This is a genomic window from Klebsiella sp. RHBSTW-00215 (assembly GCF_014103785.1).
In the GTDB taxonomy this organism is placed as follows: Bacteria; Pseudomonadota; Gammaproteobacteria; order Enterobacterales; family Enterobacteriaceae; genus Klebsiella.
Map to the genome: position 1 here is coordinate 1,079,249 of NZ_JABXQS010000001.1, position 23,129 is coordinate 1,102,377.

At 56.3% G+C, this 23,129-nt stretch carries 21 protein-coding genes; 9 read left to right on the forward strand and 12 right to left on the reverse strand.

Going from position 1 to position 23,129, the window contains the following annotated elements; translation table 11 throughout:
• The first annotated feature begins 185 nt into the window (after window positions 1-185).
• Window positions 186-1,658 (forward strand): dipeptide/tripeptide permease DtpB, encoded by a 1,473-nt coding sequence (gene dtpB, locus HV127_RS05300; protein WP_182235205.1) that lies wholly within the window; start codon window positions 186-188, stop codon window positions 1,656-1,658.
• 87 nt (window positions 1,659-1,745) lie between these two features.
• Here the strand turns inward: dtpB and HV127_RS05305 are convergent, their stop codons facing one another.
• Complete coding sequence (locus tag HV127_RS05305) at window positions 1,746-2,249, reverse strand: Rrf2 family transcriptional regulator (RefSeq protein ID WP_181484559.1); 504 nt, start codon at window positions 2,247-2,249, stop codon at window positions 1,746-1,748.
• 233 nt (window positions 2,250-2,482) lie between these two features.
• Here HV127_RS05305 and HV127_RS05310 point away from each other — a divergent pair, with 233 nt between their 5' ends.
• Window positions 2,483-3,682, forward strand: coding sequence for an NAD(P)/FAD-dependent oxidoreductase (locus HV127_RS05310; protein ID WP_182235206.1), 1,200 nt, complete (start codon window positions 2,483-2,485; stop codon window positions 3,680-3,682).
• A 35-nt stretch (window positions 3,683-3,717) separates the two neighbouring features.
• Here the strand turns inward: HV127_RS05310 and HV127_RS05315 are convergent, their stop codons facing one another.
• Genes HV127_RS05315 through HV127_RS05330 form a run of 4 tightly spaced genes read right to left on the reverse strand, consistent with a single transcriptional unit; the run spans window position 3,718 to window position 7,575 of the window.
• A complete protein-coding gene (locus HV127_RS05315; RefSeq protein ID WP_182235207.1) occupies window positions 3,718-4,791 on the reverse strand; it encodes an extracellular solute-binding protein in 1,074 nt (357 codons plus the stop codon).
• Between the two features lie 20 nt (window positions 4,792-4,811).
• On the reverse strand, window positions 4,812-5,648 hold the full coding sequence (locus HV127_RS05320) for an ABC transporter permease (protein ID WP_110274846.1): 837 nt from the start codon (window positions 5,646-5,648) through the stop codon (window positions 4,812-4,814).
• Window positions 5,645-6,511 (reverse strand): ABC transporter permease, encoded by an 867-nt coding sequence (locus tag HV127_RS05325; protein WP_182235208.1) that lies wholly within the window; start codon window positions 6,509-6,511, stop codon window positions 5,645-5,647. Before HV127_RS05325 ends, HV127_RS05320 begins: the two co-directional genes overlap by 4 nt.
• Window positions 6,508-7,575: an ABC transporter ATP-binding protein gene (locus HV127_RS05330; RefSeq protein ID WP_182235209.1), complete on the reverse strand. Its 1,068-nt coding sequence runs from the start codon at window positions 7,573-7,575 to the stop codon at window positions 6,508-6,510. Before HV127_RS05330 ends, HV127_RS05325 begins: the two co-directional genes overlap by 4 nt.
• 215 nt (window positions 7,576-7,790) lie before the next feature.
• On the opposite strand from HV127_RS05330, the gene HV127_RS05335 reads away from it, so the two are divergent.
• Both HV127_RS05335 and HV127_RS05340 read left to right on the forward strand, forming a co-directional pair.
• A complete protein-coding gene (locus HV127_RS05335) occupies window positions 7,791-8,621 on the forward strand; it encodes a glycerophosphodiester phosphodiesterase family protein (RefSeq protein ID WP_182235210.1) in 831 nt (276 codons plus the stop codon).
• 19 nt (window positions 8,622-8,640) lie between these two features.
• Window positions 8,641-9,759: an ROK family transcriptional regulator gene (locus HV127_RS05340; protein ID WP_182235211.1), complete on the forward strand. Its 1,119-nt coding sequence runs from the start codon at window positions 8,641-8,643 to the stop codon at window positions 9,757-9,759.
• 268 nt (window positions 9,760-10,027) lie between these two features.
• On the opposite strand, the gene rsmJ is transcribed toward HV127_RS05340, so the two are convergent.
• The 5 genes from rsmJ to gntX all read right to left on the reverse strand — a co-directional run bounded on the left by rsmJ (window position 10,028) and on the right by gntX (window position 16,007).
• Window positions 10,028-10,792 carry a 16S rRNA (guanine(1516)-N(2))-methyltransferase RsmJ gene (gene rsmJ, locus HV127_RS05345; protein WP_182235212.1) on the reverse strand — a complete coding sequence of 255 codons (765 nt, stop codon included), beginning with the start codon at window positions 10,790-10,792 and terminating at the stop codon, window positions 10,028-10,030.
• Window positions 10,793-10,799: 7 nt separating this feature from the next.
• Window positions 10,800-12,842, reverse strand: a complete 2,043-nt coding sequence (gene prlC, locus HV127_RS05350; RefSeq protein ID WP_182235213.1) for an oligopeptidase A — start codon at window positions 12,840-12,842, stop codon at window positions 10,800-10,802.
• Window positions 12,843-13,050: 208 nt separating this feature from the next.
• Entirely contained in the window at window positions 13,051-14,367 is a 1,317-nt protein-coding gene (gntT, locus tag HV127_RS05355) for a gluconate transporter (protein ID WP_110274838.1), read from the reverse strand.
• Window positions 14,368-14,698: 331 nt separating this feature from the next.
• The gene (gene nfuA / locus HV127_RS05360) at window positions 14,699-15,274 is read right to left on the reverse strand and encodes a Fe-S biogenesis protein NfuA (RefSeq protein ID WP_110274837.1); all 576 of its coding nucleotides are present in this window, start codon (window positions 15,272-15,274) and stop codon (window positions 14,699-14,701) included.
• Window positions 15,275-15,332: 58 nt separating this feature from the next.
• Window positions 15,333-16,007 (reverse strand): DNA utilization protein GntX, encoded by a 675-nt coding sequence (gene gntX, locus HV127_RS05365; RefSeq protein ID WP_182235214.1) that lies wholly within the window; start codon window positions 16,005-16,007, stop codon window positions 15,333-15,335.
• 37 nt (window positions 16,008-16,044) lie between these two features.
• Here gntX and bioH point away from each other — a divergent pair, with 37 nt between their 5' ends.
• Both bioH and HV127_RS05375 read left to right on the forward strand, forming a co-directional pair.
• Window positions 16,045-16,827, forward strand: coding sequence for a pimeloyl-ACP methyl ester esterase BioH (bioH, locus tag HV127_RS05370; RefSeq protein ID WP_182235215.1), 783 nt, complete (start codon window positions 16,045-16,047; stop codon window positions 16,825-16,827).
• A 111-nt stretch (window positions 16,828-16,938) separates the two neighbouring features.
• Window positions 16,939-17,208, forward strand: coding sequence for a YdgH/BhsA/McbA-like domain containing protein (locus HV127_RS05375; RefSeq protein WP_110274834.1), 270 nt, complete (start codon window positions 16,939-16,941; stop codon window positions 17,206-17,208).
• Window positions 17,209-17,270: 62 nt separating this feature from the next.
• On the opposite strand, the gene HV127_RS05380 is transcribed toward HV127_RS05375, so the two are convergent.
• Complete coding sequence (locus tag HV127_RS05380) at window positions 17,271-18,545, reverse strand: phosphatase PAP2 family protein (protein WP_182235216.1); 1,275 nt, start codon at window positions 18,543-18,545, stop codon at window positions 17,271-17,273.
• 193 nt (window positions 18,546-18,738) lie between these two features.
• Here HV127_RS05380 and HV127_RS05385 point away from each other — a divergent pair, with 193 nt between their 5' ends.
• Complete coding sequence (locus HV127_RS05385) at window positions 18,739-19,581, forward strand: 23S rRNA (adenine(2030)-N(6))-methyltransferase RlmJ (RefSeq protein WP_110274832.1); 843 nt, start codon at window positions 18,739-18,741, stop codon at window positions 19,579-19,581.
• Between the two features lie 71 nt (window positions 19,582-19,652).
• The gene (gene gorA / locus HV127_RS05390) at window positions 19,653-21,005 is read left to right on the forward strand and encodes a glutathione-disulfide reductase (RefSeq protein WP_182235217.1); all 1,353 of its coding nucleotides are present in this window, start codon (window positions 19,653-19,655) and stop codon (window positions 21,003-21,005) included.
• A gap of 50 nt (window positions 21,006-21,055) precedes the next feature.
• On the opposite strand, the gene HV127_RS05395 is transcribed toward gorA, so the two are convergent.
• Entirely contained in the window at window positions 21,056-21,679 is a 624-nt protein-coding gene (locus tag HV127_RS05395; protein WP_220471420.1) for a glutathione S-transferase, read from the reverse strand.
• A gap of 120 nt (window positions 21,680-21,799) precedes the next feature.
• Here HV127_RS05395 and HV127_RS05400 point away from each other — a divergent pair, with 120 nt between their 5' ends.
• On the forward strand, window positions 21,800-22,948 hold the full coding sequence (locus HV127_RS05400) for an iron-containing alcohol dehydrogenase (protein ID WP_182235219.1): 1,149 nt from the start codon (window positions 21,800-21,802) through the stop codon (window positions 22,946-22,948).
• The last annotated feature ends 181 nt before the right edge of the window (window positions 22,949-23,129 follow it).

Sequence of the window (23,129 nt, forward strand, 5' to 3'; positions counted from 1 at the left end):
AAAAGAATATAAATCCAAAAAATTAGCACAATGTTAGATTGATCAACCAATTCAACCGCCCTATACCCATATAATAATCCATCAATTTATAAAATAATCACATCATTGAACACAATGCGACTTTTTCAGCGCGTTTTGGCATACGCGTTCATAATTTTCCGGACAGGATAAAAAGGCGAAGAAAGATGAACTCACCCGCACCGACAGGCTTACTGCAACAGCCCCGCCCATTCTTCATGATCTTCTTTGTAGAGCTTTGGGAGCGATTTGGCTATTACGGCGTTCAGGGTATCCTGGCCGTTTTCTTTGTTAAACAGCTTGGATTCTCCCAGGAACAGGCGTTTATTACCTTCGGCGCATTCGCAGCCCTGGTGTATGGCCTGATTTCCATTGGCGGTTATGTCGGCGACCATCTGCTCGGTACTAAACGCACGCTGGTTCTGGGTGCGGTCGTGCTGGCGATTGGCTACTTTATGACCGGACTGTCGCTGCTAAAACCCAACCTGATTTTTATCGCACTGGGGACCATTGCGGTGGGGAACGGGTTGTTTAAAGCCAACCCGGCAAGCCTGCTGTCTAAGTGCTACCCGCCGAAAGATGCCCGTCTGGATGGCGCGTTCACGCTGTTTTATATGTCGATTAACATTGGCTCGCTGCTGTCGCTATCGCTGGCACCGGTCATTGCTGAAAAGTACGGCTACGCGGTGACCTACAACCTGTGCGGTGCGGGGCTGATTGTCGCTCTGCTGGTTTACTTCGCTTGTCGTGGAATGGTGAAAGACATCGGTTCCGGGCCGGACCACAAGCCGCTGAATATTCGTAATCTGCTATTGGTGCTGGCGGGCACGGTGGTCATGATTTACCTCTGCGCCTGGCTGATGCACAACGTTAAAATCGCCAACCTGGTGCTGATTTTCCTCTCCCTGGTGGTGACGATTTTCTTCTTCCGCGAGGCCTTCAAGCTGGATAAAACCGGGCGCAACAAAATGTTCGTCGCATTTATCCTGATGCTGGAAGCCGTACTGTTCTACATTCTGTACGCGCAGATGCCGACCTCTCTGAACTTCTTTGCGATCAATAACGTCCATCATGAAATACTCGGTTTCGCCATTAACCCGGTCAGCTTCCAGGCGCTAAACCCGTTCTGGGTGGTGGTTGCCAGCCCGCTTCTGGCCGCTATCTACACGCGTTTGGGTAACAAAGGCAAAGACCTGACCATGCCGATGAAATTTACGCTCGGCATGTTTCTCTGCTCGCTCGGCTTTCTGACAGCCGCCGCCGCAGGAATGTGGTTTGCCGACGCTCAGGGGCTGACTTCACCGTGGTTTATCGTGCTGGTCTATCTGTTCCAGAGCCTGGGAGAATTGTTGATTAGCGCCCTGGGGCTGGCGATGGTCGCCGCGCTGGTACCGCAGCATTTGATGGGCTTCATTCTCGGGATGTGGTTTCTGACGCAGGCCGCCGCATTCCTGATGGGCGGCTACGTCGCCACTTTCACCGCCGTGCCGGACAATATTACCGACCCGCTACAAACGCTGCCTATCTACACCAACGTCTTCAGCAAAATCGGTCTGGTGACGCTGGCGGTAACGGTGGTCATGGCAATGATGGTGCCGTGGCTGAATCGGATGATTAATACACCCAGTACCGAACAGTAATGATCATTGCCGGACGGCGGCTAACGCCTCATCCGGCCTGGATTGTACTCGCCCGATTAGCCTTGCGCTGTCGGGCGCTTCCTGCGACTACGCTTTTCGCGCAGCAATCCAGTCCTGCACTTCCACCACAAAGGTATCCGGCGCTTTGCGGTACATTTTGCGCGCCAGATCGAGAATGGTGTGCTGGCCTAAAGCCTCTTCCATTCGCTGCTGCGCCATGTCCATGACCGAGCGCACGCCGCAAATCCCTTCGCAGGCCCATTCCGGCGGCTGCTCTTCGAATACCGCCAGACGCTGGCGAATCTCGCGACATTCAAAAATCCGTTTGTCACCGTCAATGGCGTTTGCCACGTCGAGAACCGTAATGTGTTCAGCTGGTTTCGCCAACTGAAAACCGCCGCCTTTACCCTCGATGCTGCGCACCAACCCAGCCTTTGACAGACGGGTGAAGATTTTGGCCAGGTAATCGTAGGGCACACTTTGCAGGTCAGCAATCTCACGCACGCTCATATCGCGGGCATCGCCTTTGCTGTCCACCATACACATCAGGCTATGGATGCCGTACTCAACCCCAGAACTGTAGAATGCCATGCTCTTATCTCAGCCAAAATCAATCTGAGTTTATTGTAGCTTTTCCGCTCTCCCGATTCCAGAGAGATTGCAAAATACAGGACCGGCATAAAATTTAAATTAATAATTATCAATTAGATAAATAAAAATCACAACGAAAACCGCTCCCGATATTTCAAATAACATTGCATCGACTAACTACGATCAATATAATCCGAGTAAATAAATCGTAGTGAACAGCGAGAACAACAGTGATGCGTAAACAAATTTTGATCATCGGGGCTGGCTTTGCCGGTATGTGGGCAGCGCTGAGCGCCGCACGTCTGGCGGATAAAAATCAGCAGGACATTGATATTACAGTGATTGCACCACAGCCTGAACTGCGTGTGCGCCCACGTTTTTATGAAAGCGCCGTTCAGACGCTGGTTGCGCCACTGCAACCGCTGTTCGACGTCACCGGTGTTACCTTCCTGCGCGGCACGGTTGAGAAAATCCTTCCGAACTCCAAAGAGGTGAGCTGGAAAGATACCCACGGTGAAACACGCCTGCATCGCTATGACCGTCTGGTTCTGGCCAGCGGCAGCCAGGTGAATCGCAGTATGGTCGCCGGTGCCGCAGAGCATGCCTTCGACCTCGATCAGCTTGAGAGCGCTGCCGTGCTGGAGCAGCATCTGCAAGACCTGGCTAAGCAGCCAGAGAGCAAGGCGCGTATTACCGTTGTCGTCTACGGCGGCGGCTTCACCGGCATTGAGATGGCGCTGGAGCTGCCGGGTCGTCTGCGTGACATCCTCGGTGCTGATGCTAAGACCAGAGTTGTCGTAGTTGAACGTGGTGCGCAGCCGGGTGCTCGCTGGAGCCAGGAATTACGCGATGTGATTGCCGAGGCCTCCACTGAGCTGAACGTTGAATGGATGGTCAATTCCGAAGTTGAGAGCGTAGATGCCTCTGGCGTGACGCTGAAAGATGGTCAGACAATTGCGTCACAGACGGTCATATGGACCGTTGGCGTTCAGGCTAACGGTCTGACCGCACAGATTGATGCGCCGCGCGACCGTCAGGGCCGTCTGCATGTAAATGCAAATCTTCAGGTGGTCGGTCATGAAGACATTTATGCCACCGGCGATGTGGCTTACGCCGCCACCGATGATAAGGGCAATCACGCGCTGATGACCTGTCAGCACGCCATCCTGCTGGGAAAATTTGCCGGTAACAATGTGGCAGCAAGCCTGCTGAACGTTGAACCGCTGCCGTATCGTCAGGAGATGTACGTCACCTGTCTGGATCTGGGTGCGTGGGGCGCTGTTTACACCGAAGGCTGGGATCAGCAGGTGAAGTTAACGCGCGCCGAAGCGAAAAAGCTCAAGATGTCGATCGTCAGCGAGCTGATTTATCCGCCAAAAGCCGATAAAGCGGTAGCGTTCGAGATAGCCGACCCACTGGCCCCGTTTGTATAAATGATCGTCCCCTGCCAGAGCGGCAGGGGAATTCTTCACTGCATCATCACCTGGCGTACGAACTCTTTCTTCATCTGCATACTGTAGGCCTTACCGTAAAATTGCACCTCGGTGTCGGGGCGCTTCACGTCCGGACTGACCTGTTTGTTCATCGGTGTGGAGCCGAAAGCCTTACTGAGCGCTTTTTGCGTCTCAGCCTGAATCAGCCAGTTAAGGAATAGCCGCGATGCCGCCGGATGTTGACTGTTGGCGGCAATAGCCGCGACATTACCGCCGCCGGGCATACCAAATTCCGGTACATAAAATTTCAGCCGTGAGGTAATCGCTCCCGTTTTTTGCAGCCCGGCCAGATGGTCTTCCCAGGCAGGTGTCAGCATCAGTTCGCCGTCGTTCAGGCGCGTCAGGCTGTCAGCTCCGGAAGCGGTACGGGTGATTTTGTCGTTATTGACGGCAAACCACTGCCAGCCCTTCAGCCAGTTTTTTACCACTGCGGCATCAACGGTAGCCGACTCACTGTCAAACTCACCGCTTTGAGTCGTAACGACACGCTGAATAAAGGCTTCTCCCGCACCGCCGTTATTCGGGTCGTTATAGCCAAAGCGCTTTGGATTGGCATCGATAAAACGCTGAAGGTCTTCCATAGTCTGCGGTAACGCCCGGTCGCCCATCTGCTGCGGATCGTAGACCAGCCCGGTCTGATTCCCCCAAAACGCCACGGCATAACCCTGAGTATCGACGTTCTGAATCTGGTGAATGGCGTCGCCATAGCCTGGCAGATCGTCCACCTTCGCCAGCGCTTTCGCCCCCGTTGTCACCGGGAGCTGCGCCACGGACAGGGCGATGATGTCGATTTTGCCCTTCTCTTTGCCCGCTTCCGCCAGCAGCTTGTTCATATTGCCGTCGATGCTCCCTTCCGGAATGCGCACCTTAACGCCGTACTGCTGCTCAAAATCCTTCACAAAGCTGCGCCACTGCGGCTGCAGGTACCAGACGTTAAAGGTCACGCTGCCCTCTTTTTTCGCCTGGGCAATCAGGTCGCTGTTATCCGCCGCCAGCGCCAGCGAGCTGCACAGCAGGCCGCCCGCCAGAATCATTACTGCTTTTTTCATCACATATCTCCTGTTAAAGGTCAGGCTTTCCCCGTGGATTGCGACAGATAGTTCCCCTTCAGCAGCTTCTCGATGATGACCATCAGGATGACGTTGGGGATCACCAGAATCATCGAGACCACCGCCGCGTCCGGGCGCACAAAGGAGTAACCGAGGAAGGAATAAAGAATGGTTGGGACGGTGATAAAATCCGGCGCGCCCAGCACGTATGAGATGCTGAACTCCTCCAGACTTCGCACCAGACAAAAAATCAGCGCGGCCAGAAAGCTTGGCTTGAGCAGTGGCAGATAAGCATTGCAGAACGTGCCCCACGCGCCGGAGCCTAAGTCGCGGCTGGCGTCGATCAGGTCCTGCGGCACCGCCTTAAAGCCTGCCGACATAATGCGGATCGAATAGGGCAGCGTCAGCACCGTATGGCCGATTACAATGCTGATAAAGGCATTGTCGATATTGAGATTGATAAGCATGGCGCTGAAGAATATGCCGATCAGCATCCCCGGCATCACCAGCGGGATCAGCGTCAGCATCTCCGCCACCGCCTTGCCGCGAAAGGTCATGCGCCCGAAGGCGTAGGCGGTGGGCAGCGATAGCAGCAGGCTAACGACCGCCACCGCTGGTGCGATGGTGTAGCTGTTAAACAGCGCCTCGGAAAGCGAGGTCTTTTCCCATACCAGCAGCCAGCGGCTGAACGATAATACGGGCGGGAAGATATCCGGGTAGCTCCACGGATGGGCCGGGTCAACCAGCGACCAGAGGATCGCCATGCCGAACGGCATGCCCAGCCAGACCAGGTTGGCGACCACGAAGAAGATCAGCGAAATCGTCACCACCCGGCGACCGTTGGTAGTGTGGCTCATTTGATCTCTCCTTTGCGGGTGGCGAACGGGGTAATCAGGGTGGCGATGAGCAGCGTGCAGATGGCCGCCGTGAGCATAATGATCACCGCAATCACCGCCGCGTTATTCCACTCGCCGTACTCCATGGCGGTGGCCTGCATCAGGCGCGCCAGCGAGTAGGTATTGCGCGGCCCGGCCACCGAGAAGAAGGCGAAGTCGCCCAGTGCGCCGATAAACACCAGAATCAGCGTCACCTGCACGGCGGGCAGCGTCAGCGGCACCACCACGCCGGTAAAACTGCGCCAGCGGCTGGCGCCGAGATTGCTGGCGGCGTCCAGCACATCGTTGCGAATAGCGTTGACCGCGCCGCCGACGAGGATCAGGGCGAAGGGCAAATTCTTCCAGATTTGCAGGATCACCACGCCCCAGCCGAAATCGTCGTTCTGCATGCGCAGCGGCTCGCTGATAATCCCCAGCGCCAGCAGCAGTTCGTTGATGATGCCGTGGTAAGCGACGATGTTGACGAACAGGAACGCCGCCACCAGGCCGGGGATAAACATCGGCGCGCGCAGTACCGCAATAATGCCCTCTTTACCCGCCATTGGTTTACGCAGCCACAGCGCCAGCGGATACGCGAAAATCACCGAGCCGAACGCGCCCAACAGCGACACCTTCACCGAGTAAAATAGAGCGCTGCGCAGCACCTCGTCCTGCAACATATTGCGCCAGTACTCCAGCGAGAAATGGCTGTCGCCTTCGAGGTTAAACCAGCCCAGGCTCTGGACAATCACCACGTAAAAAGTCGATCCCATCAGTAGCAGGATCGTGCCCAGCCCGCTGAGCATCAGCAGCCAGGCGATCGCATCGTTGCGCCAGTTTTTCATGATACCGGCTCCAGAAAATGAATGGCGTTTTCCGCCAGACGGAAGCAGGCGCGCTCGCCGGAGGCGACGGGCGGCTTTTTGATTAACTGCAAACGGACTGACAGCCCGCTGTCGTTGTGTCCCCAGGCTTCGGTAAGGTTGCCCATAAAGGCCATTTTATCGAGCGTCAGGGTGAAGTGATTGCCGCCCGCCTGCGGCTGGGTGACGTACTGCGCGTCTTCAGGCCGCCAGCAGATATAGCAATGTTCTGCGCGCGGCGGCTGGTCTGAGAACACGTAAAATTCGCCCAGGCCGCAGCGTACACGGTAGTAACCCGGCTGCTCTGCGGACGTGACCTGCGCAGTGTCGATATTAGCGGCACCGATAAAGTCCGCCACAAAACGGTTTGCCGGACGGTAGTAGATCTCTTCCGGCTTGCCAATCTGCTCGACGTTGCCACCGTTCAGCACCACGATTTTGTCCGACATCGACAGCGCTTCCGCCTGGTCGTGGGTGACGTAAATCGAGGTGAGCTGATACTGCCGCTGGAGTTCCTTAATCTCAAAACGCACGCTTTCGCGCAGTTTGGCATCGAGGTTGGAGAGCGGTTCGTCGAACAGGATCACGTCCGGGCGGGTGATCATCGCCCGCGCCAGTGCCACGCGTTGCTGCTGGCCGCCGGAGAGCTGGGCGGGCATTTTCAGCCGCTGGCTCTCCAGCCCGACCTGCTTCAGCGCCTCCGCCAGCCGGGCCTGCTGTTCGCCGATGGCGACCTTTTTCTGCTTCAGGCCGAAGCAGATGTTGTGCGCCACGTTGAGGTGCGGAAACAGCGCATAGGACTGGAAGCACATGGCGGTGTTGCGCTTTTCCGGCGGCAGGGCATTAACCGTTTTATCGCCAATCAGAATGCGCCCGCTGTCCGGCTGGTGAAAACCGCCGATCATTTTGAGCAGGGTGGTTTTACCGCAACCGCTCGGCCCGAGCAGGGTCACAAACTCCCCCTCTTCCGCGCAGAACGAGATCTCTCTGGCGGCGTAAAAATCACCAAACGTTTTGGTTACCTGTTCCAGAACCAGTTTTGACATGAGTCTGTTTTCCGTCGATTAAAAAGATGATTATTAAATTTACACACTAAACATTAAATTTATGTGACGCAGATCCTCAAAGCTGAAAAATGATCTAAATGTCAAATTAAATACATACAAAACAACATGTTGAACATGAAAAGATAAAAACACCTTTCACATTTAAATTTAAGTATTAAAGTTAATAACCATCTTACATTCGAGAGGAAAAGAAGATGGCGTTTACTTTTCACCGCGCGGCAGAAGGTATTGTGCTGGCCAACAGTCATCGCGGGTATTCCAGCTGTGCGCCGGAGAACACCTTTCCGGCCTTTGAAGCCGCCCGCCAGGCGGGTACACATTGCATCGAAATAGACATCCACCTGACGGCAGATAATCAGTTGGTCGTGACCCATGACCACCGTATCGACCGGGTTTCTACCGGGCAGGGATTTGTCGAACAGCTGACTTATCCTCAGCTGCTGGAGAGCGACTTTGGCGTGAAATATCACCCTGCGTTTAGCGGGACTCGCATCCCACTGCTGGCGGACGTGCTGCGCTGGGCGATGGAGAACCATATGGGGCTGATAGTTGAAGTGAAACAACGCCGCCGTCATGATGAGTTCGTCGCGGTGCTGGTACAGCTGCTGCGCGCCATGCCGGAAACAATTGGCCATATCCAGCTGCTGGGTTTCAATCATGTACTGATAAATCGAGTGAAGGCGCAAATCCCGGAGCTGGCGTTACAGGTAGTGACGCTGGAGCGTTACAATGACCAGTTGGCGGCAGTGCAGCAGTCCCATGCCAGCTGTGTCTGTTTTGAGTACGAATTTGCCCACGTTGACGATCTGCGGGCTTACAAAAAGGCGGGGCTGGGCGTACGGATGTATCTGCATGAAATGAAAAACGGCATGACGCCGCTGGAGCAGTACGACTATAAATTCGGCTGCGACAGCCGTCCGGTGATTATCGGCTGGATGCAGGCGGGGCTGATTGATATGCTCAGCCACGATGATATTCCGTATTTGCAGGGGCTGATTGAAGAGGCCGGACTGCGCTGGGATTAGATAAAAAATTAAGGACACCATGAACGCCCACTCTGAACGCCTTGAGCTGCGTGGTTCGCAGCGCCTGCTGCTGGAGCTTATCCGCCGCCATGCACCGGTTACTCGCGCGGAGCTGGCGCGTTTGTCAAACCTGACGGCGGGCGCGATTACCCAGCAGTGCCGGGAGCTGATATTTTCCGGTCTGGTGGTCGAAGGTGAGCGTAATACCGGGCAGCGGGGCCAGCCGTCGCTACCGCTGCGGCTTAATCCCGGCGGCGGCTGCGCCATCGGATTGTCGTTCAGTCCGGGTTTTATCGATATGACGGTGGTCGATCTCAGCGGTCGCCAGTTGCTCTCAATTTCCGAGGCGCATCAGGAAAACCAGCCGTTGGCCTCAACGCTCGCACAAATTAAAACGCTGGTCGAGCAGACGCTGAAAAAGCGCCAGCTTCAGCACGCGCGAATTTTCGGGATCGGCTACGCGGTGCCGGGTTTTCTGAAAGCTGACGGACGCAAGCGCCATAGCGTGGCGTGGCTGGAGAGCTGGCGTGAGGTCGATCTCCAGCAGGCGTTTGCCGACAACCTGCCGTGGCCGACATGGGTAGAGAACAACGCCAACGCCTCGGCGGTAGGCGAGCTGTACAGTGGCGAATGGAACGACTATAGCGATCTGACGTTTATCGACCTCGGCTACGGTATCGGCGCTGGGGTGATTTCCGGGCATAAGCTGCTGCGCGGCGGCTTCTTTAATGCGGGCGAGGTAGGGATGGCGTTCCCGTCCGGTACGCCGCGCCCGTCCTATAAAGATCTGGTCGCTACGCTAGAGCATGAGGGGCTAGAAGAAGCGCAGTTACCGGAGCTTATCGCCGGTCAGCATCCGCTGCTGGAGGGTTGGTTTGCCCGCTGCTGCGGCCAGGTAGAACAAACTGTTTTCGGCTGCGTGCAGTGGGTTGATCCACAGCTGATTGTGCTGGGCGGTGCGCTGCCTAAACCGATTATTAGTCGGCTGGTGCAGGAGCTAAATCATCGCCTGCAAACAAAGCTCGACCCTAACCGTCCGAAAGTCATGCTAGCGGCCTCATCGATGGGGGCGCTAAGCGCTTCACGCGGCGCGGCGATGATCCCGCTATATCAGGTGATTAACGAAGGGCAGAGCTAGCAGAAAAGAAGACATTCCCGGAGGCGGTGCTACGCACCTGTCCGGGCTACAAACCGCACGAATCCGTAGCCCGGGCAAGGCGCGTCAAGCGCCGCCCCCGGGAAAACGCGTACAATATTTGAGTCAGCAGCATCCCCGGATTGCGGCTGACACCTTATCCGGGCTACCAGACCGCACGAGACCGTAGCCCGGGAAAGGCGCGTCAAGCGCCGCCCCCGGGGAAAACGCGCACGATATTTGAGTCAGCAGCATCCCCGGGTTGTAACATTTATCCTTGTTGCTCAATCGCCGTTCCGGCGTAAATATCAAACCGGTGGCCTTTGGTGACCACCGCGTTCGGCGTCGCCACATCCGCCAGCGGCGGCGCATAGTCCGGGCGTTTCACCACCACGCGTTTGGTTGCCAACTGACGTGCCGGTTCCAGCAGGCCATCCGCATCCAGATCCGGCCCCACCAGCGACTGAAACACCCGCATCTCTTTCTTCACCAGCGCACTTTTCTGCTTATGCGGAAACATCGGGTCGAGATAGACCACCTGCGGACGCGGCGTGATATCGGTGAGCGCCGTCAGGCTGGAGGCGTGAATCAGCTGCAAACGCTCCTGCAACCACGGGCCAATTTCCGCATCGGCATAGCCGCGCGCCAGGCCATCGTCGAGCAGCGCGGCAACCACCGGGTTACGTTCCAGCATCCGCACGCGACAACCGACCGAAGCCAGCACAAAAGCATCGCGCCCCAGCCCCGCCGTCGCATCGACCACATCCGGCAGGTAATCGCCCTTAATACCAACCGCTTTCCCCACCGCCTCGCCGCGACCGCCGCCGAACTTGCGTCGATGGGCCATCGCCCCACCAACAAAATCGACAAAAATGCCGCCAAGCTTCGGCTCATCGCGTTTACGCAGTTCCAGATGCTCTGGCGTCATCACCAGCGCCATCAGGTTATCTTCGTCGTGCTCCAGCCCCCAGCGGGCGGCAAGAACAGATAAGGCGCCGTCTCCGGCGCCCGTTTCATCAATTAAACAGATTTTCACAACAGGATTAACTCTTAATACCGTAATGCTCAAGCATCGCATCCAGCTGCGGCTCGCGGCCACGGAAGCGTTTGAACAGCGTCATCGGCTCTTCAGATCCGCCGCGAGTCAGGATGTTATCGAGGAAAGACTGACCGGTTTCGCGGTTGAAAATCCCCTCTTCTTCGAAGCGTGAGAAGGCGTCTGCCGCCAGCACGTCGGCCCACAGGTAGCTGTAGTAACCCGCTGCGTAGCCACCAGCAAAAATATGGCTGAAGGCGTGCGGGAAGCGGCCCCATGACGGTCCTGGAATCAGCGCAACCTGCTTTTTAATTTCCGCCAGCGTTTCGAGGATTTTAGCCCCCTGCTCTGGCTGGAACTCCGCATGCAGGCGGAAGTCAAACAGGCCGAACTCCAGCTGGCGCAGGATAAACATCGCCGCCTGGTAGTTTTTCGCCGCCAGCATTTTCTCCAGCAGTTCTTTTGGCAACGGCTCGCCGGTTTCATAGTGACCGGAGATAAACGCCAGCGCGTCCGGCTCCCAGCACCAGTTTTCCATAAACTGGCTCGGCAGTTCGACCGCATCCCACGGCACCCCGCTGATGCCGGAAACCCCGGCGGTATCGATACGGGTCAGCATATGGTGCAGGCCATGACCAAACTCGTGGAACAGGGTGATCACTTCATCATGAGTGAACAGCGCCGGTTTGCCGTTCACCGGACGGTTAAAGTTACAGGTCAGATAGGCAACCGGTTTTTGCAGCGAACCATCGAGCTTGCGCATCTGGCCGACGCAGTCGTCCATCCATGCCCCACCGCGCTTGTGTTCACGAGCGTAGAGATCGAGGTAGAAGCTGCCGCGCAGTTCATTGTTTTCGTCATACAGCTCGAAGAAACGCACTTCCGGATGCCAGACGTCAACATCGGTACGCTCTTTGGCGGTAATACCATAAATACGTTTAACGACTTCGAACAGGCCGTTAACGGCTTTGTTTTCAGGGAAGTACGGACGCAGCTGCTCGTCGCTGATGCTGTACAGATGCTGTTTCTGCTTTTCGCTGTAGTATGCGATATCCCACGGCTGTAGTTCGTCGACGCCAAATTCGGCTTTGGCGAAGGCTCGCAGCTGGGCCAGCTCTTTCTCACCCTGGGGACGGGCGCGTTTGGCCAGGTCGGTCAGGAAGTCGAGCACCTGCTGTGGGTTCTCGGCCATTTTGGTAGCCAGAGACTTGTCGGCATAGCTGTCGAAGCCCAGTAGCTGCGCCAGCTCGTGGCGCAGGGCAAGGATTTCCGCCATCACTGGGCTGTTGTCCCACTTCCCGGCGTTTGGCCCCTGGTCAGAAGCGCGGGTGGAGTAAGCGCGATACAGCTCTTCACGCAGCGCTTGATTGTCGCAATAAGTCATCACCGGCAGATAGCTCGGGATATCCAGCGTTAGCAGATACCCTTCCTGCTCCTTGGCTTCAGCCTGCGCTTTGGCGGCGGCCAGCGCGCTTTCCGGCATCCCGGAAAGTTCGGCTTCATCGGTCACCAGCTTCGTCCAACCCATAGTGGCGTCGAGCACGTTGTTGCTGTACTGGTTGCCCAGCTCGGACAGGCGCGCAGCGATTTCGCCATAGCGTTTCTGCTGCTCTTTCTCCAGGCCAATACCAGAAAGTTCAAAATCACGCAGCGCGTTATCGACCGCTTTTTTCTGCGCGGTGTTCAGGGTGGCGTAGTGATCGCCATCACGCAGGTCGCGGTACGCTTTGTACAGACCTTCATGCTGCCCAACCCAGGTGCTGTACTCGGAGAGCAGCGGCAGGGTTTGTTCGTAGGCTTCGCGCAGTTCCGGGCTGTTTTTAACCGAGTTCAGGTGGCTGACCGGGGAAAAAATGCGCCCCAGCACGTCGTCCACTTCCGCCAGCGGCTGGCAAAGATTTTCCCAGGTGTACGGCGCCCCTTGCGCCACCGCGCTCTCTACCGCCGCCCGGCAATCATCCAGCGCTTTGGTGACCGCGGGGACGACATGTTCAGGTTGGATAGCAGAGAAAGGGGGCAATAAAAAAGGCGTCAGTAATGGATTGGTCATATGCGCAGTCCTGTTGAAGAGGGTAAATGAAGCGCACGTCCGGCGCTTTAGCATGAGATCTAGAATGGGGGATAGTTGGGTGAATTTCAATGTCAGGCGCTGCGCAGAACCGGGTATTACTGCGATAAGCATGGCCGTTGTGGTTATTGCGTATAAAAAAGCCGGGTCAGCATCGCTGCTACCCGGCCCGTTTTATACCGACGTTCTGTTACACCACCATCCCCAACAGCAAGCAGCCAATCAGACCGCACACGGAGATAATGGTTTCCAGCACCGACCACGACCTGATGGTCTCGCCGATAGTCAGGTTGAAGTACTCTTTAAACAGCCAGAAGCCCGGATCGTTGACGTGAGAGAAGATAACGCTACCGGAACCAACGGCGATAACCATCAGTTCAGGACTCACGCCGGTAGTCGCGATCAACGGTGCGGCAATACCGCCTGCGGTAATAGCCGCAACGGTCGCCGAACCCAGCGCAATACGCAGTACCGCAGCAATCGACCAGGCCATAAACAGCGGAGACATATTGGATTCATGCATGATAGAGGCGATGTATTTGTCCATCCCGCTATCAACCAGCACCTGTTTGAAGGCGCCGCCGCCACCGATGATCAGCAGCATCATGGCAATAATTTTGATGGAAGAGGTCAGCGTTTCGTTGATCTGGTCCATCGAACGGCCACGGTTGAGGCCAAAGGTGAACAGCGCGATCAGCACCGCAATCAGCGTTGCCATCACCGGGTCGCCAAAGAACTCAGCAACCGGCAGGAAAGCATGACCTTTCGGCAGCACCATCTCGGCTACCGCACGCATCGCCATCAGAATAACCGGCACCAGAGAAGTCCAGACGCTGACGCCAAAGCCCGGCATCTCTTCTTCAGTGAACGTTTTCGGGTTATGCAGGCCTTCAGGAATCGGTTTATCGATGCCTTTCAGGAAGCGTGCGTAAACCGGACCGGCCAGAATCACTGTCGGGATCGCCAGAATAGTACCAAACAGCAGAGTTTTACCCATATCGGCATGGAAAATGGTGGCAATCGCCGTCGGACCCGGGTGCGGAGGCAGGAAGCCGTGGGTAACGGAAAGCGCGGCCGCCATCGGTACACCGACGTATAGCAGCGGGATGCGGGCGGACGCAGCGATGGTAAAGACCAGCGGCAGCATCAACACGAAACCCACTTCATAGAACAGCGCGAAGCCGACGGTAAAACCGGTCAGCACGACTGCCCATTGGATGTGTTGTTTACCAAATTTGTCAATTAGCGTGGTGGCGATACGCTGCGCACCGCCGCAGTCCGCCAGCATTTTACCGAGCATAGCGCCGAAGCCCATGATCAGCGCGAGGCTGCCGAGGGTTCCGCCAACGCCGTTCTTGATGGAGACGATAACTTTATCCAGAGGCATGCCCTGCATGAGCCCGACGGCAAGCGCCACCAGAACCAGAGCGATAAAACCGTTCATTTTGAAACGGATCATCAGCAACAATAACAGGGCAACCCCGATAGCAACGATGACTAATGGCATGATTTACCTGGCCTTAATTTGTTATGGGTAACGTCATAGTTTCAACATTGACTTCATCCGTTCCGACCGGAACAAAAAATGTCCGACGCCGTAAATGCTAGCTTTATCCTTACCCAGAGAAAGGATAGCTGGCTATTTTTTAATCTGTGGCGCCTGAAACGAATGATACGGGTAACATGGTAAGTTTGAGAATCACCTAAGCAGTGAAAATTTCAAATATGAGACTTAAGTCATACTCTTTCCCGGGTTTTTGCCGGGTTGCTTAGCGGGGAATGTTGTGCGGTAACTGAGAAGAGTAGCCCGACAGCGCAAATACTGCCGGGCGGGGGAATTAATAGTAGGAGTGCTCGCCGCGCTGGTGTTCGGTCAGATCGCGTACGCCTTTCAGTTCCGGGAATTCGTTCAGCATCTGCTTCTCGATCCCTTCTTTCAGGGTTACATCGACCATCGAACAGCCATTGCAGCCGCCGCCGAATTGCAGGATCGCCAGGCCATCGTCGGTGATTTCCATCAGCGTGACGCGCCCGCCGTGACCGGCCAGCTGCGGGTTAATCTGCGATTGCAGCAGGTATTCGACGCGCTCCATCAGCGGGGCATCATCAGAAACCTTGCGCATCTTGGCGTTTGGCGCTTTTAGCGTCAGCTGAGAACCGAGCTGGTCGGTAACAAAATCGATTTCAGCGTCTTCCAGGTACGGCGCGCTAAGTTCATCGACATAAGCGGTCAGTTGCTCAAACTTCAGCGCAGTATCGGTGTCTTCCACCGCATCCGGTGGGCAGTAGGAAACGCCGCACTCAGCGTTTGGGGTACCGGGATTGATCACAAATACGCGAATTTGTGTCCCTTCTTCCTGATTTACCAGCAGTTTGGCAAAGTGCGCTTGTGCAGCATCGGAAATACGGATCATAGCGTTGGCCTAATAGTTGACTATTTTACTTGGTTATAATACGCCCATCAGCAGGGGTCTACAAGGTACGGCATATACACCATACCTGAACCGTCGCGGCGCCGTTTCGCAAAAGCAGGCGGGATATCTCGGCGACGGTGCTTCCGGTTGTGACGACATCATCCACAATGGCGATATGGTGACCCCGCACCGACAATTCAAGCTGAAAGGCGTTTTTCAGGTTCTGTTTGCGCAATCTGGCGCTGAGCTGATGCTGGGTGGCGGTACGACGCTGGCGGGTGAGCGCATCGCTACGCCAGGCACAGCCCATCCAGCGCGCCAGCAGGCGGCACAGCAGATCGCTCTGATTAAAGCCCCGCTTCCACTGACGACGCTGCCAGAGCGGCACGCTGATAATTCTATCTGGTTTGGGAAGCCCCCTGCTCTGATGAATGCGCAACAGCAGAAGACGCGCCAGCGCCGGAGCCAGCTCTGGTCGTTTGTTGAATTTCAGCTGGTGAATCAGCCCGCTCAGCGGCGGCCGATAATCATTCACCGCAACCAGCCGCTGCCACGGCGGTGGTTTTTGCAGGCAGCGCCCGCACGGCAGCAGGCCTGCCTGAGCAGGTAGCCCACACTGAGGACAGAGCGGCTCAGACGCCATCAGCGATGCAGCGCATCGCGAGCAGATCCCCCAGCGGGCGATGGCCAGCGGCATTTGGCATAGCCAGCATAAGCTGTGTGCTGTTAGCATATTTCCCCTTATATTGATGGAAAGAGAACAGTAACCGATGAAAGAGATCTGGTGGCAAACCACGGGCGAAGGAAATTGTCATCTTGTGCTGCTGCACGGATGGGGGCTGAATGCGCAAGTGTGGGATTGCATCACGCCGGAACTGGCCTCGCATTTCACGCTGCACCTCGTCGACCTTCCGGGCTATGGCCGCAGCGGCGGCTTTGCTGCCCTATCGCTCCAGGAGATGGCGCAGCAGGTGCTAGCCAAAGCGCCAGAGCGCGCTATCTGGCTGGGCTGGAGCCTCGGCGGGCTGCTGGCAAGTCAGGTTGCGTTAACTCACCCCGACCGCGTGCAGGCGCTGGTCACCGTCGCCTCTTCTCCCTGTTTTAGCGCTCACGATAGCTGGCCGGGAATCAAACCCGAGGTGCTGAGCGGTTTTCAACAGCAACTGAGTGAAGATTTTCAGCGCACCGTCGAGCGCTTTCTGGCGCTGCAAACCATGGGAACCGAGAGCGCCCGCCAGGATGCCAGAGCACTGAAGAAGACGGTGCTGTCGCTGCCGATGCCTGCGCCGGAGGTGCTAAACGGCGGGCTGGAGATCCTCAAAACCGCCGATTTACGCCAGCCGCTGACGGCGCTAACGATGCCGTTTTTACGTCTGTACGGTCGGCTGGATGGTCTGGTGCCGCGAAAAATCGTGCCGGTGCTCGACGCGCTGTGGCCACAGAGCCAATCCATCATCTTTGATAAAGCCGCCCACGCGCCGTTTATCTCTCATCCACAGGAATTTTGCGCACCTCTGATAGCGCTAAAAGCCCAGGTCAGTAAATATTTTTAGCAGGACATGGTAAAAACGCAGGGCCCGACAATACTTAGGTTGTTGCGACGGTTGACTATTTCATGTCGCCTCCGCGACCTAAAAACAACAACCTAATGGAGAGTAGAGGCTATGAAACTTGTTACAGGAATTGTTGCATCTCTGGTGATTGGCTCCCTGTCCTTCGGCGCGTTCGCTGCCAAGGAAATTCAAAAAGATGAAGTCGCTAAAATGAATCTGACCAAAGTCGGTTCGATTACCACCTCAAAAACGACTTCTCCGATGGATGCGAAGCGCGATCTGTCGAAAAAAGCGGATGAGATGGGCGGCACCTATTTTGTGGTGATTGCAGGCGAGAAGAACGAGAAAACGGTTCACGCGAACGCGGACGTCTACAAGTAAGCCAGTAAGCGGGTCTCTGGACCCGCTTTCGGTATCGCGACGGTGCGAGCGGTTTCCCGTGATTATTGATGAACTTTGGTCGCCATCTGATACGCAGCAGGCAGGTTCAACCGCTGCCAGAACTGCTGGTCACCGGTCTCACCCGACAGCGGGTATCCTGCGGGCAGAGCCGTTTTGACCATCAGCGTCCGACGCTGCGCAGCAGACAGGTTCGGCAATGCCGCTTCCAGCAGCACTTCCGCCCCTTCCGGCACCGTCAGACTCTGTTTTTCACCCTTCTGCTGCGGCAGGCTGTAGGTCATGGTGAAGCGATAAAAATCACGCATTGCCGGGTCGCGATAGGGATCGTCCTTCGCAGGCACCTTCGCGCATTCCGCTAGCGTTGTACCGCACTCTTTCTCCAGCGCCGTACGCAGTTGGTCGCGAGCTTCATTGAACAACGCGCGATACTTCGCATCATTCAGATAGTGAGCGACGTTGCGCTGCGCCACCATCCGCGAGCCCATCACGTCCAGCGGATAATGCACGCCCAGCACGATGCGCGAGTAACCATAGCGAGCGCCGCGGGTTACCAGCGCATCAAAGCGCTCGGGGATCATCTCCGCCATCAGCAGCGCATCGGTATAGCCGGTATTGGTGTGCCCGCTCGGGAATGAGCCACCATCAGCGGTATACGGTTTGTTATCCTTCACCACCACATCGTCCGGTACCAGATGAATCGTGTTCCCCTGAATCAGGAACGGACGCGGGTTATTAAAATGCTTTTTTGCCGCTCCGGTACTCACTTCGGAAGCTTTAATCAGCGCAGCTGCCTTGCCGAGTTCGCCTTTATCGTAGGCGGTCAAAAACGCTTTCCCCAGACGCGGTCCCATCGCATCGCTAAGGAAATAGAGATAGCTGATGCCTTCCGCGTCTGCCAGCGCCTGATGACGAGAGGTCTGCACAGCATCGCGGTTAATCGCGGTGACGGTTTCGAGGTTTTGCTGTATGACCGCCTCCGGCAACGTGCTAAACGCCGAGAGCAGCTCGATACCGGCCTGCTGGTTGGCTTTAGCCTGAAAGTCATAATCGCTGGCCTTTAGCCACGCTTTATCCGCCTGAGTTTTAGTCTGTTTGGCGTGCTCCAGCTGGTCACGTGTGAGGGTTGATGCATCGCCCTTCAGCGCATTACGTAGCTGCGCCAGGCTTTGGCTCTCCAGGGCATCGAATGCCGGACTCGCAGCCGCAGGCGTCACGCCGTTAGCCATCGCCGCCGCCTGATTCAAAGGGACATCTTGCGCCATAACCGGCAGCGCCAGAATGAGCGCCGATGTCAGAAGTGTGATTTGCAGTTTCATTATTTTCCCTTTATACAAACAATTACCTTGCCGGTATGCGACGCTAGTCCCCCTGTTTTACGTTTTTATGACACGGTTATGTTTTGCAACGCTTTAGCAGGAATTGAAACAGCACAGTGCCGGAAGCGGTAATCCAGGCGGATCTGCGGTAAACTATCGGTTATCTTGTTTACTTCCCGGAATCACCGCATCCATGCTCAGTTATCGCCACAGCTTTCACGCAGGCAACCACGCCGACGTCCTTAAACACACCGTTCAGAGTCTGATCATTGAATCGCTCAAAGAGAAAGAAAAGCCGTTTCTCTATCTGGACACTCACGCCGGTGCAGGCCGCTATCAGCTGAGCGGCGAGCACGCCGAGCGTACTGGTGAATATCTTGAAGGTATCGCCCGCATCTGGCAGCAGGATGACCTGCCCGCCGAGCTGGAGCCGTATATCTCCGTCGTCCAGCATTTCAACCGCAGCGGTCAATTGCGCTACTACCCGGGCTCCCCACTGATTGCCCGTCAGCTGCTGCGCGAGCATGACAGCCTGCAGATGACCGAGCTGCACCCGAGCGATTTCCCGCTGCTGCGCTCCGAGTTCCAGAAAGATGATCGCGCCCGCGTGGAAAAAGCCGATGGCTACCAGCAACTTAAGTCTAAGCTGCCGCCCGTTTCTCGTCGTGGGCTGGTGCTTATCGACCCGCCTTACGAAATCAAAAGCGACTACCAGGCGGTAGTGACCGGTATTCATGAAGGCTACAAGCGCTTTGCGACCGGTACCTACGCGCTGTGGTATCCGGTGGTGCTGCGAGCACAGATTAAGCGCATGATCAAAGAGTTAGAAGCCACCGGCATTCGCAAAATTCTGCAAATTGAGCTGGCGGTACGCCCGGACAGCGATCAGCGCGGCATGACCGCCTCCGGGATGATCGTCATCAACCCACCGTGGAAGCTGGAGCAGCAGATGAACAACGTGCTGCCGTGGCTACATAAGAAGCTGGTACCGAACGGTATCGGCCACGCAACGGTCAGTTGGATCGTGCCAGAGTAATCGCAACCATCGGTGGAACCTTTTACGCCTCGCGCTACAATCGCGGCCATTCAATAATAAGGACCAGAGCCATGACCAAACATTATGACTACATCGCTATCGGCGGCGGCAGCGGCGGCATCGCCTCCATCAACCGTGCGGCAATGTATGGACAGAAGTGCGCGCTGATTGAAGCCAAAGATCTGGGCGGCACCTGCGTGAACGTCGGCTGCGTGCCGAAGAAAGTCATGTGGCATGCGGCGCAGATCCGCGAAGCAATCCATCTGTATGGCCCGGATTACGGCTTTGATGCCACCATCAATAATTTCGACTGGGACAAACTGATCGCCAGCCGTAGCGCCTATATCGACCGTATCCACACCTCTTACGATAACGTGCTGGGTAAAAACAAAGTCGATGTAATTAAGGGCTTCGCGCGCTTTGTCGATGCGAAAACCGTGGAAGTGAATGGTGAAACCATCACCGCCGATCATATCCTGATCGCCACCGGTGGCCGTCCGAGCCATCCGAATATTCCGGGCGTCGAGTACGGCATCGATTCCGATGGCTTCTTCGAACTGCCGGCGCTGCCGAAACGCGTTGCGGTCGTTGGTGCAGGCTATATCGCCGTTGAGCTGGCGGGCGTGATTAATGGCCTGGGTGCGGAAACTCACCTGTTTGTGCGTAAACACGCGCCGCTGCGCAGCTTTGATCCGCTAATCGTCGAGACGCTGGTCGAAGTGATGAACGCCGAAGGCCCGCAGCTGCACACCAACTCCATTCCGAAAGCGGTGGTCAAGAATGCCGATGGCAGCCTGACCCTGGAGCTGGAAGATGGCCGCAGCCAGACCGTCGACTGCCTGATTTGGGCGATTGGTCGCGAACCGGCAAACGATAACTTCAATCTCGCCGTTACAGGTGTGAAAACCAACGATAAAGGCTATATCGTCGTCGATAAATTCCAGAATACGAACGTTTCTGGTATTTACGCCGTTGGCGATAATACCGGTGCCGTTGAGCTGACCCCAGTGGCGGTTGCCGCCGGTCGTCGTCTCTCAGAGCGTCTGTTTAACAACAAGCCGGACGAGCATCTGGACTACAGCAACATCCCGACCGTGGTCTTCAGCCATCCGCCTATCGGCACCGTCGGCTTAACCGAGCCGCAGGCACGCGAGCAGTACGGTGATGACGCAGTGAAGGTGTACAAATCCTCTTTCACCGCCATGTACACCGCGGTGACCTCGCACCGCCAGCCGTGCCGCATGAAGCTGGTCTGCGTCGGCCCGGAAGAGAAGATTGTCGGCATTCACGGCATCGGTTTTGGTATGGACGAAATGCTGCAAGGCTTCGCGGTGGCGCTGAAAATGGGCGCGACTAAGAAAGACTTCGATAATACCGTGGCGATTCACCCGACGGCATCGGAAGAATTTGTGACGATGCGCTAAAGCACTCATCGGTCTATAAAAAGAAGCTCCCCGGAGCTTCTTTTTTATATTTACGCCACGCCATTATTCCCATGGCGCTTAAACGCCGAACGCTGATTCAGCGCCATATACCAGCGCTCGACTTCCGCCATTTCCGGATGGGCGAACGGCGTTATTTTCCAGCGATGCACCGACAGACCAAGGACAATATCCGCGAGGGTAAACTGGCTACCGGTGACCCATGCTCCGGTCTGCTGAAGCTGCGCATTAACGATCTGCACGCAGCGGGTCCAGGCGGCAATACTCTCTTTAATCGCCGCCGGATCCTGAAAGCGTGGATCCTTGCGCACCAGCCCCATAAAAGCGTAGCGCCAGGCACTGTTAAACTCCGTCGCCTGCCAGTCCATCCAGTGCTCAACCTCAGCGGCAGCCTGCGGTGCGCTGGGGAGCAGGTCTTCCCGCCCCGCTTTACGCGCCAGGTAGCGGCAAATACTGTTCGACTCCCACAACACAAAATCGTCATCCAGCAGCACCGGTACCAGGCTATTCGGGTTAAGGGCACGAAACTCAGGCGTCTCGATTGACTGGAACCCACTGCCATAATCTTCCTGCTGATAATCCAGCCCTGCTTCTTCACAGGTCCACAGCACTTTACGCACGTTAATTGATGAGCGCTTGCCCAGTATTTTTATCATTGTCAGCAATTCCGCAATCAAAAGAGATGGTTGATTCACAATACTCCAACAGCAACACGTGTACAGCTTGATAATGTGTATAGTGGATTGCAGGATTTTTCTCCAGAACAGGTACCCGACATGTTGACCCCTTTTAACGTTTTAACACCGGGCAATATCCGCTTTGGACGCGGCCTTGCTCGTAGCGCAGCCCCCTGGCTCGCCGGGCATTCCGCGCAGATACTGCTGGTTCACGGCGCCAGCCTGCAACGCGCTGAGTTTTTGCTGGCGGAACTGCGCGCGCATCAGCTTGACGTCACCACTCTATCTATCACCCATGAACCTTGCTTACAGGATATTGAACAGGGCGTTCGCCTGGCGCGGGCAAAGGGCATCGGGGCGGTGGTCAGTCTCGGTGGCGGCGCGGTGATTGATGCAGGCAAAGCGATTGCGGCGCTGATTCCGGCCCAGGGAGCGGCTCTCGAGTATCTGGAAGTGGTCGGTACCGGGCGCGTGTTAGAGGCTAACCCGCTACCGTTCGTCGCTATCCCTACCACCGCTGGCACAGGAGCGGAGGTGACGAAAAATGCGGTGATTAACGTCCCTGAACAGCAGCGTAAAGTGAGCCTGCGCGACGATCGTATGCTGCCAGACCTGGCGATTGTTGACCCGTCGCTCACCGACAACGCGCCGCGAGCAGTGACGTTAGCTTCCGGACTCGACGCCATCACCCAGGTGATCGAGCCGTGGCTCTGCACCCGCGCCAATCCCTTTACCGATGCGCTATGCCGGGAGGCGATCCCGCGCGGAATTAAAGCGCTCAGAACGCTGATGGCAAAAGAGTGCCCGGACAGCCGCGACGAGATGGCATGGGTTAGCCTGTGCGGTGGACTGGCGCTGGCGAATGCCGGACTCGGCGTGATCCACGGCCTGGCTGGTCCACTGGGCGGCCTAAGCAACGCCGCCCACGGCGCGCTTTGCGGCAACCTGCTCCCCTTCGGCCTGGCGCTGAATGAAAGCCAGATTAGCGACGAGAAAATCAAACAACGCTTTGCTGACGTACGCCAGTGGCTGGCCGCCGGGCTGGATGTTGATCCGAGCAACGCCTGGGAGAGCCTGCGAGAGTGGAGCCAGCACGCGGGTCTGGGCAATCTGCACGATCTCGGCGTACCGCGCGACGCCCTGGAGCCTGCGGCGCTCGCCGCCAGCAGCTCATCATCGATGAAGGCTAACCCGGTGATGCTGACCAGCGAGCAGCTACTGGAGATGCTGGAAGCCGCGTGGGAATAAAAAGTTGAGGATCGTTTTCTCCCTTTCCCCTAAGGGGAGAGGGAGCCGTTCCGCTGACATTTTTAATGACATAACAACGCGTTAATATTTCCAGTAAGACAGAATGATTTTCCGGGGATTCCTCAGCCCTGGAACTGCATGAGAATCTCACCTTTCCCGCAATTGCTGGCGTGGAATAACC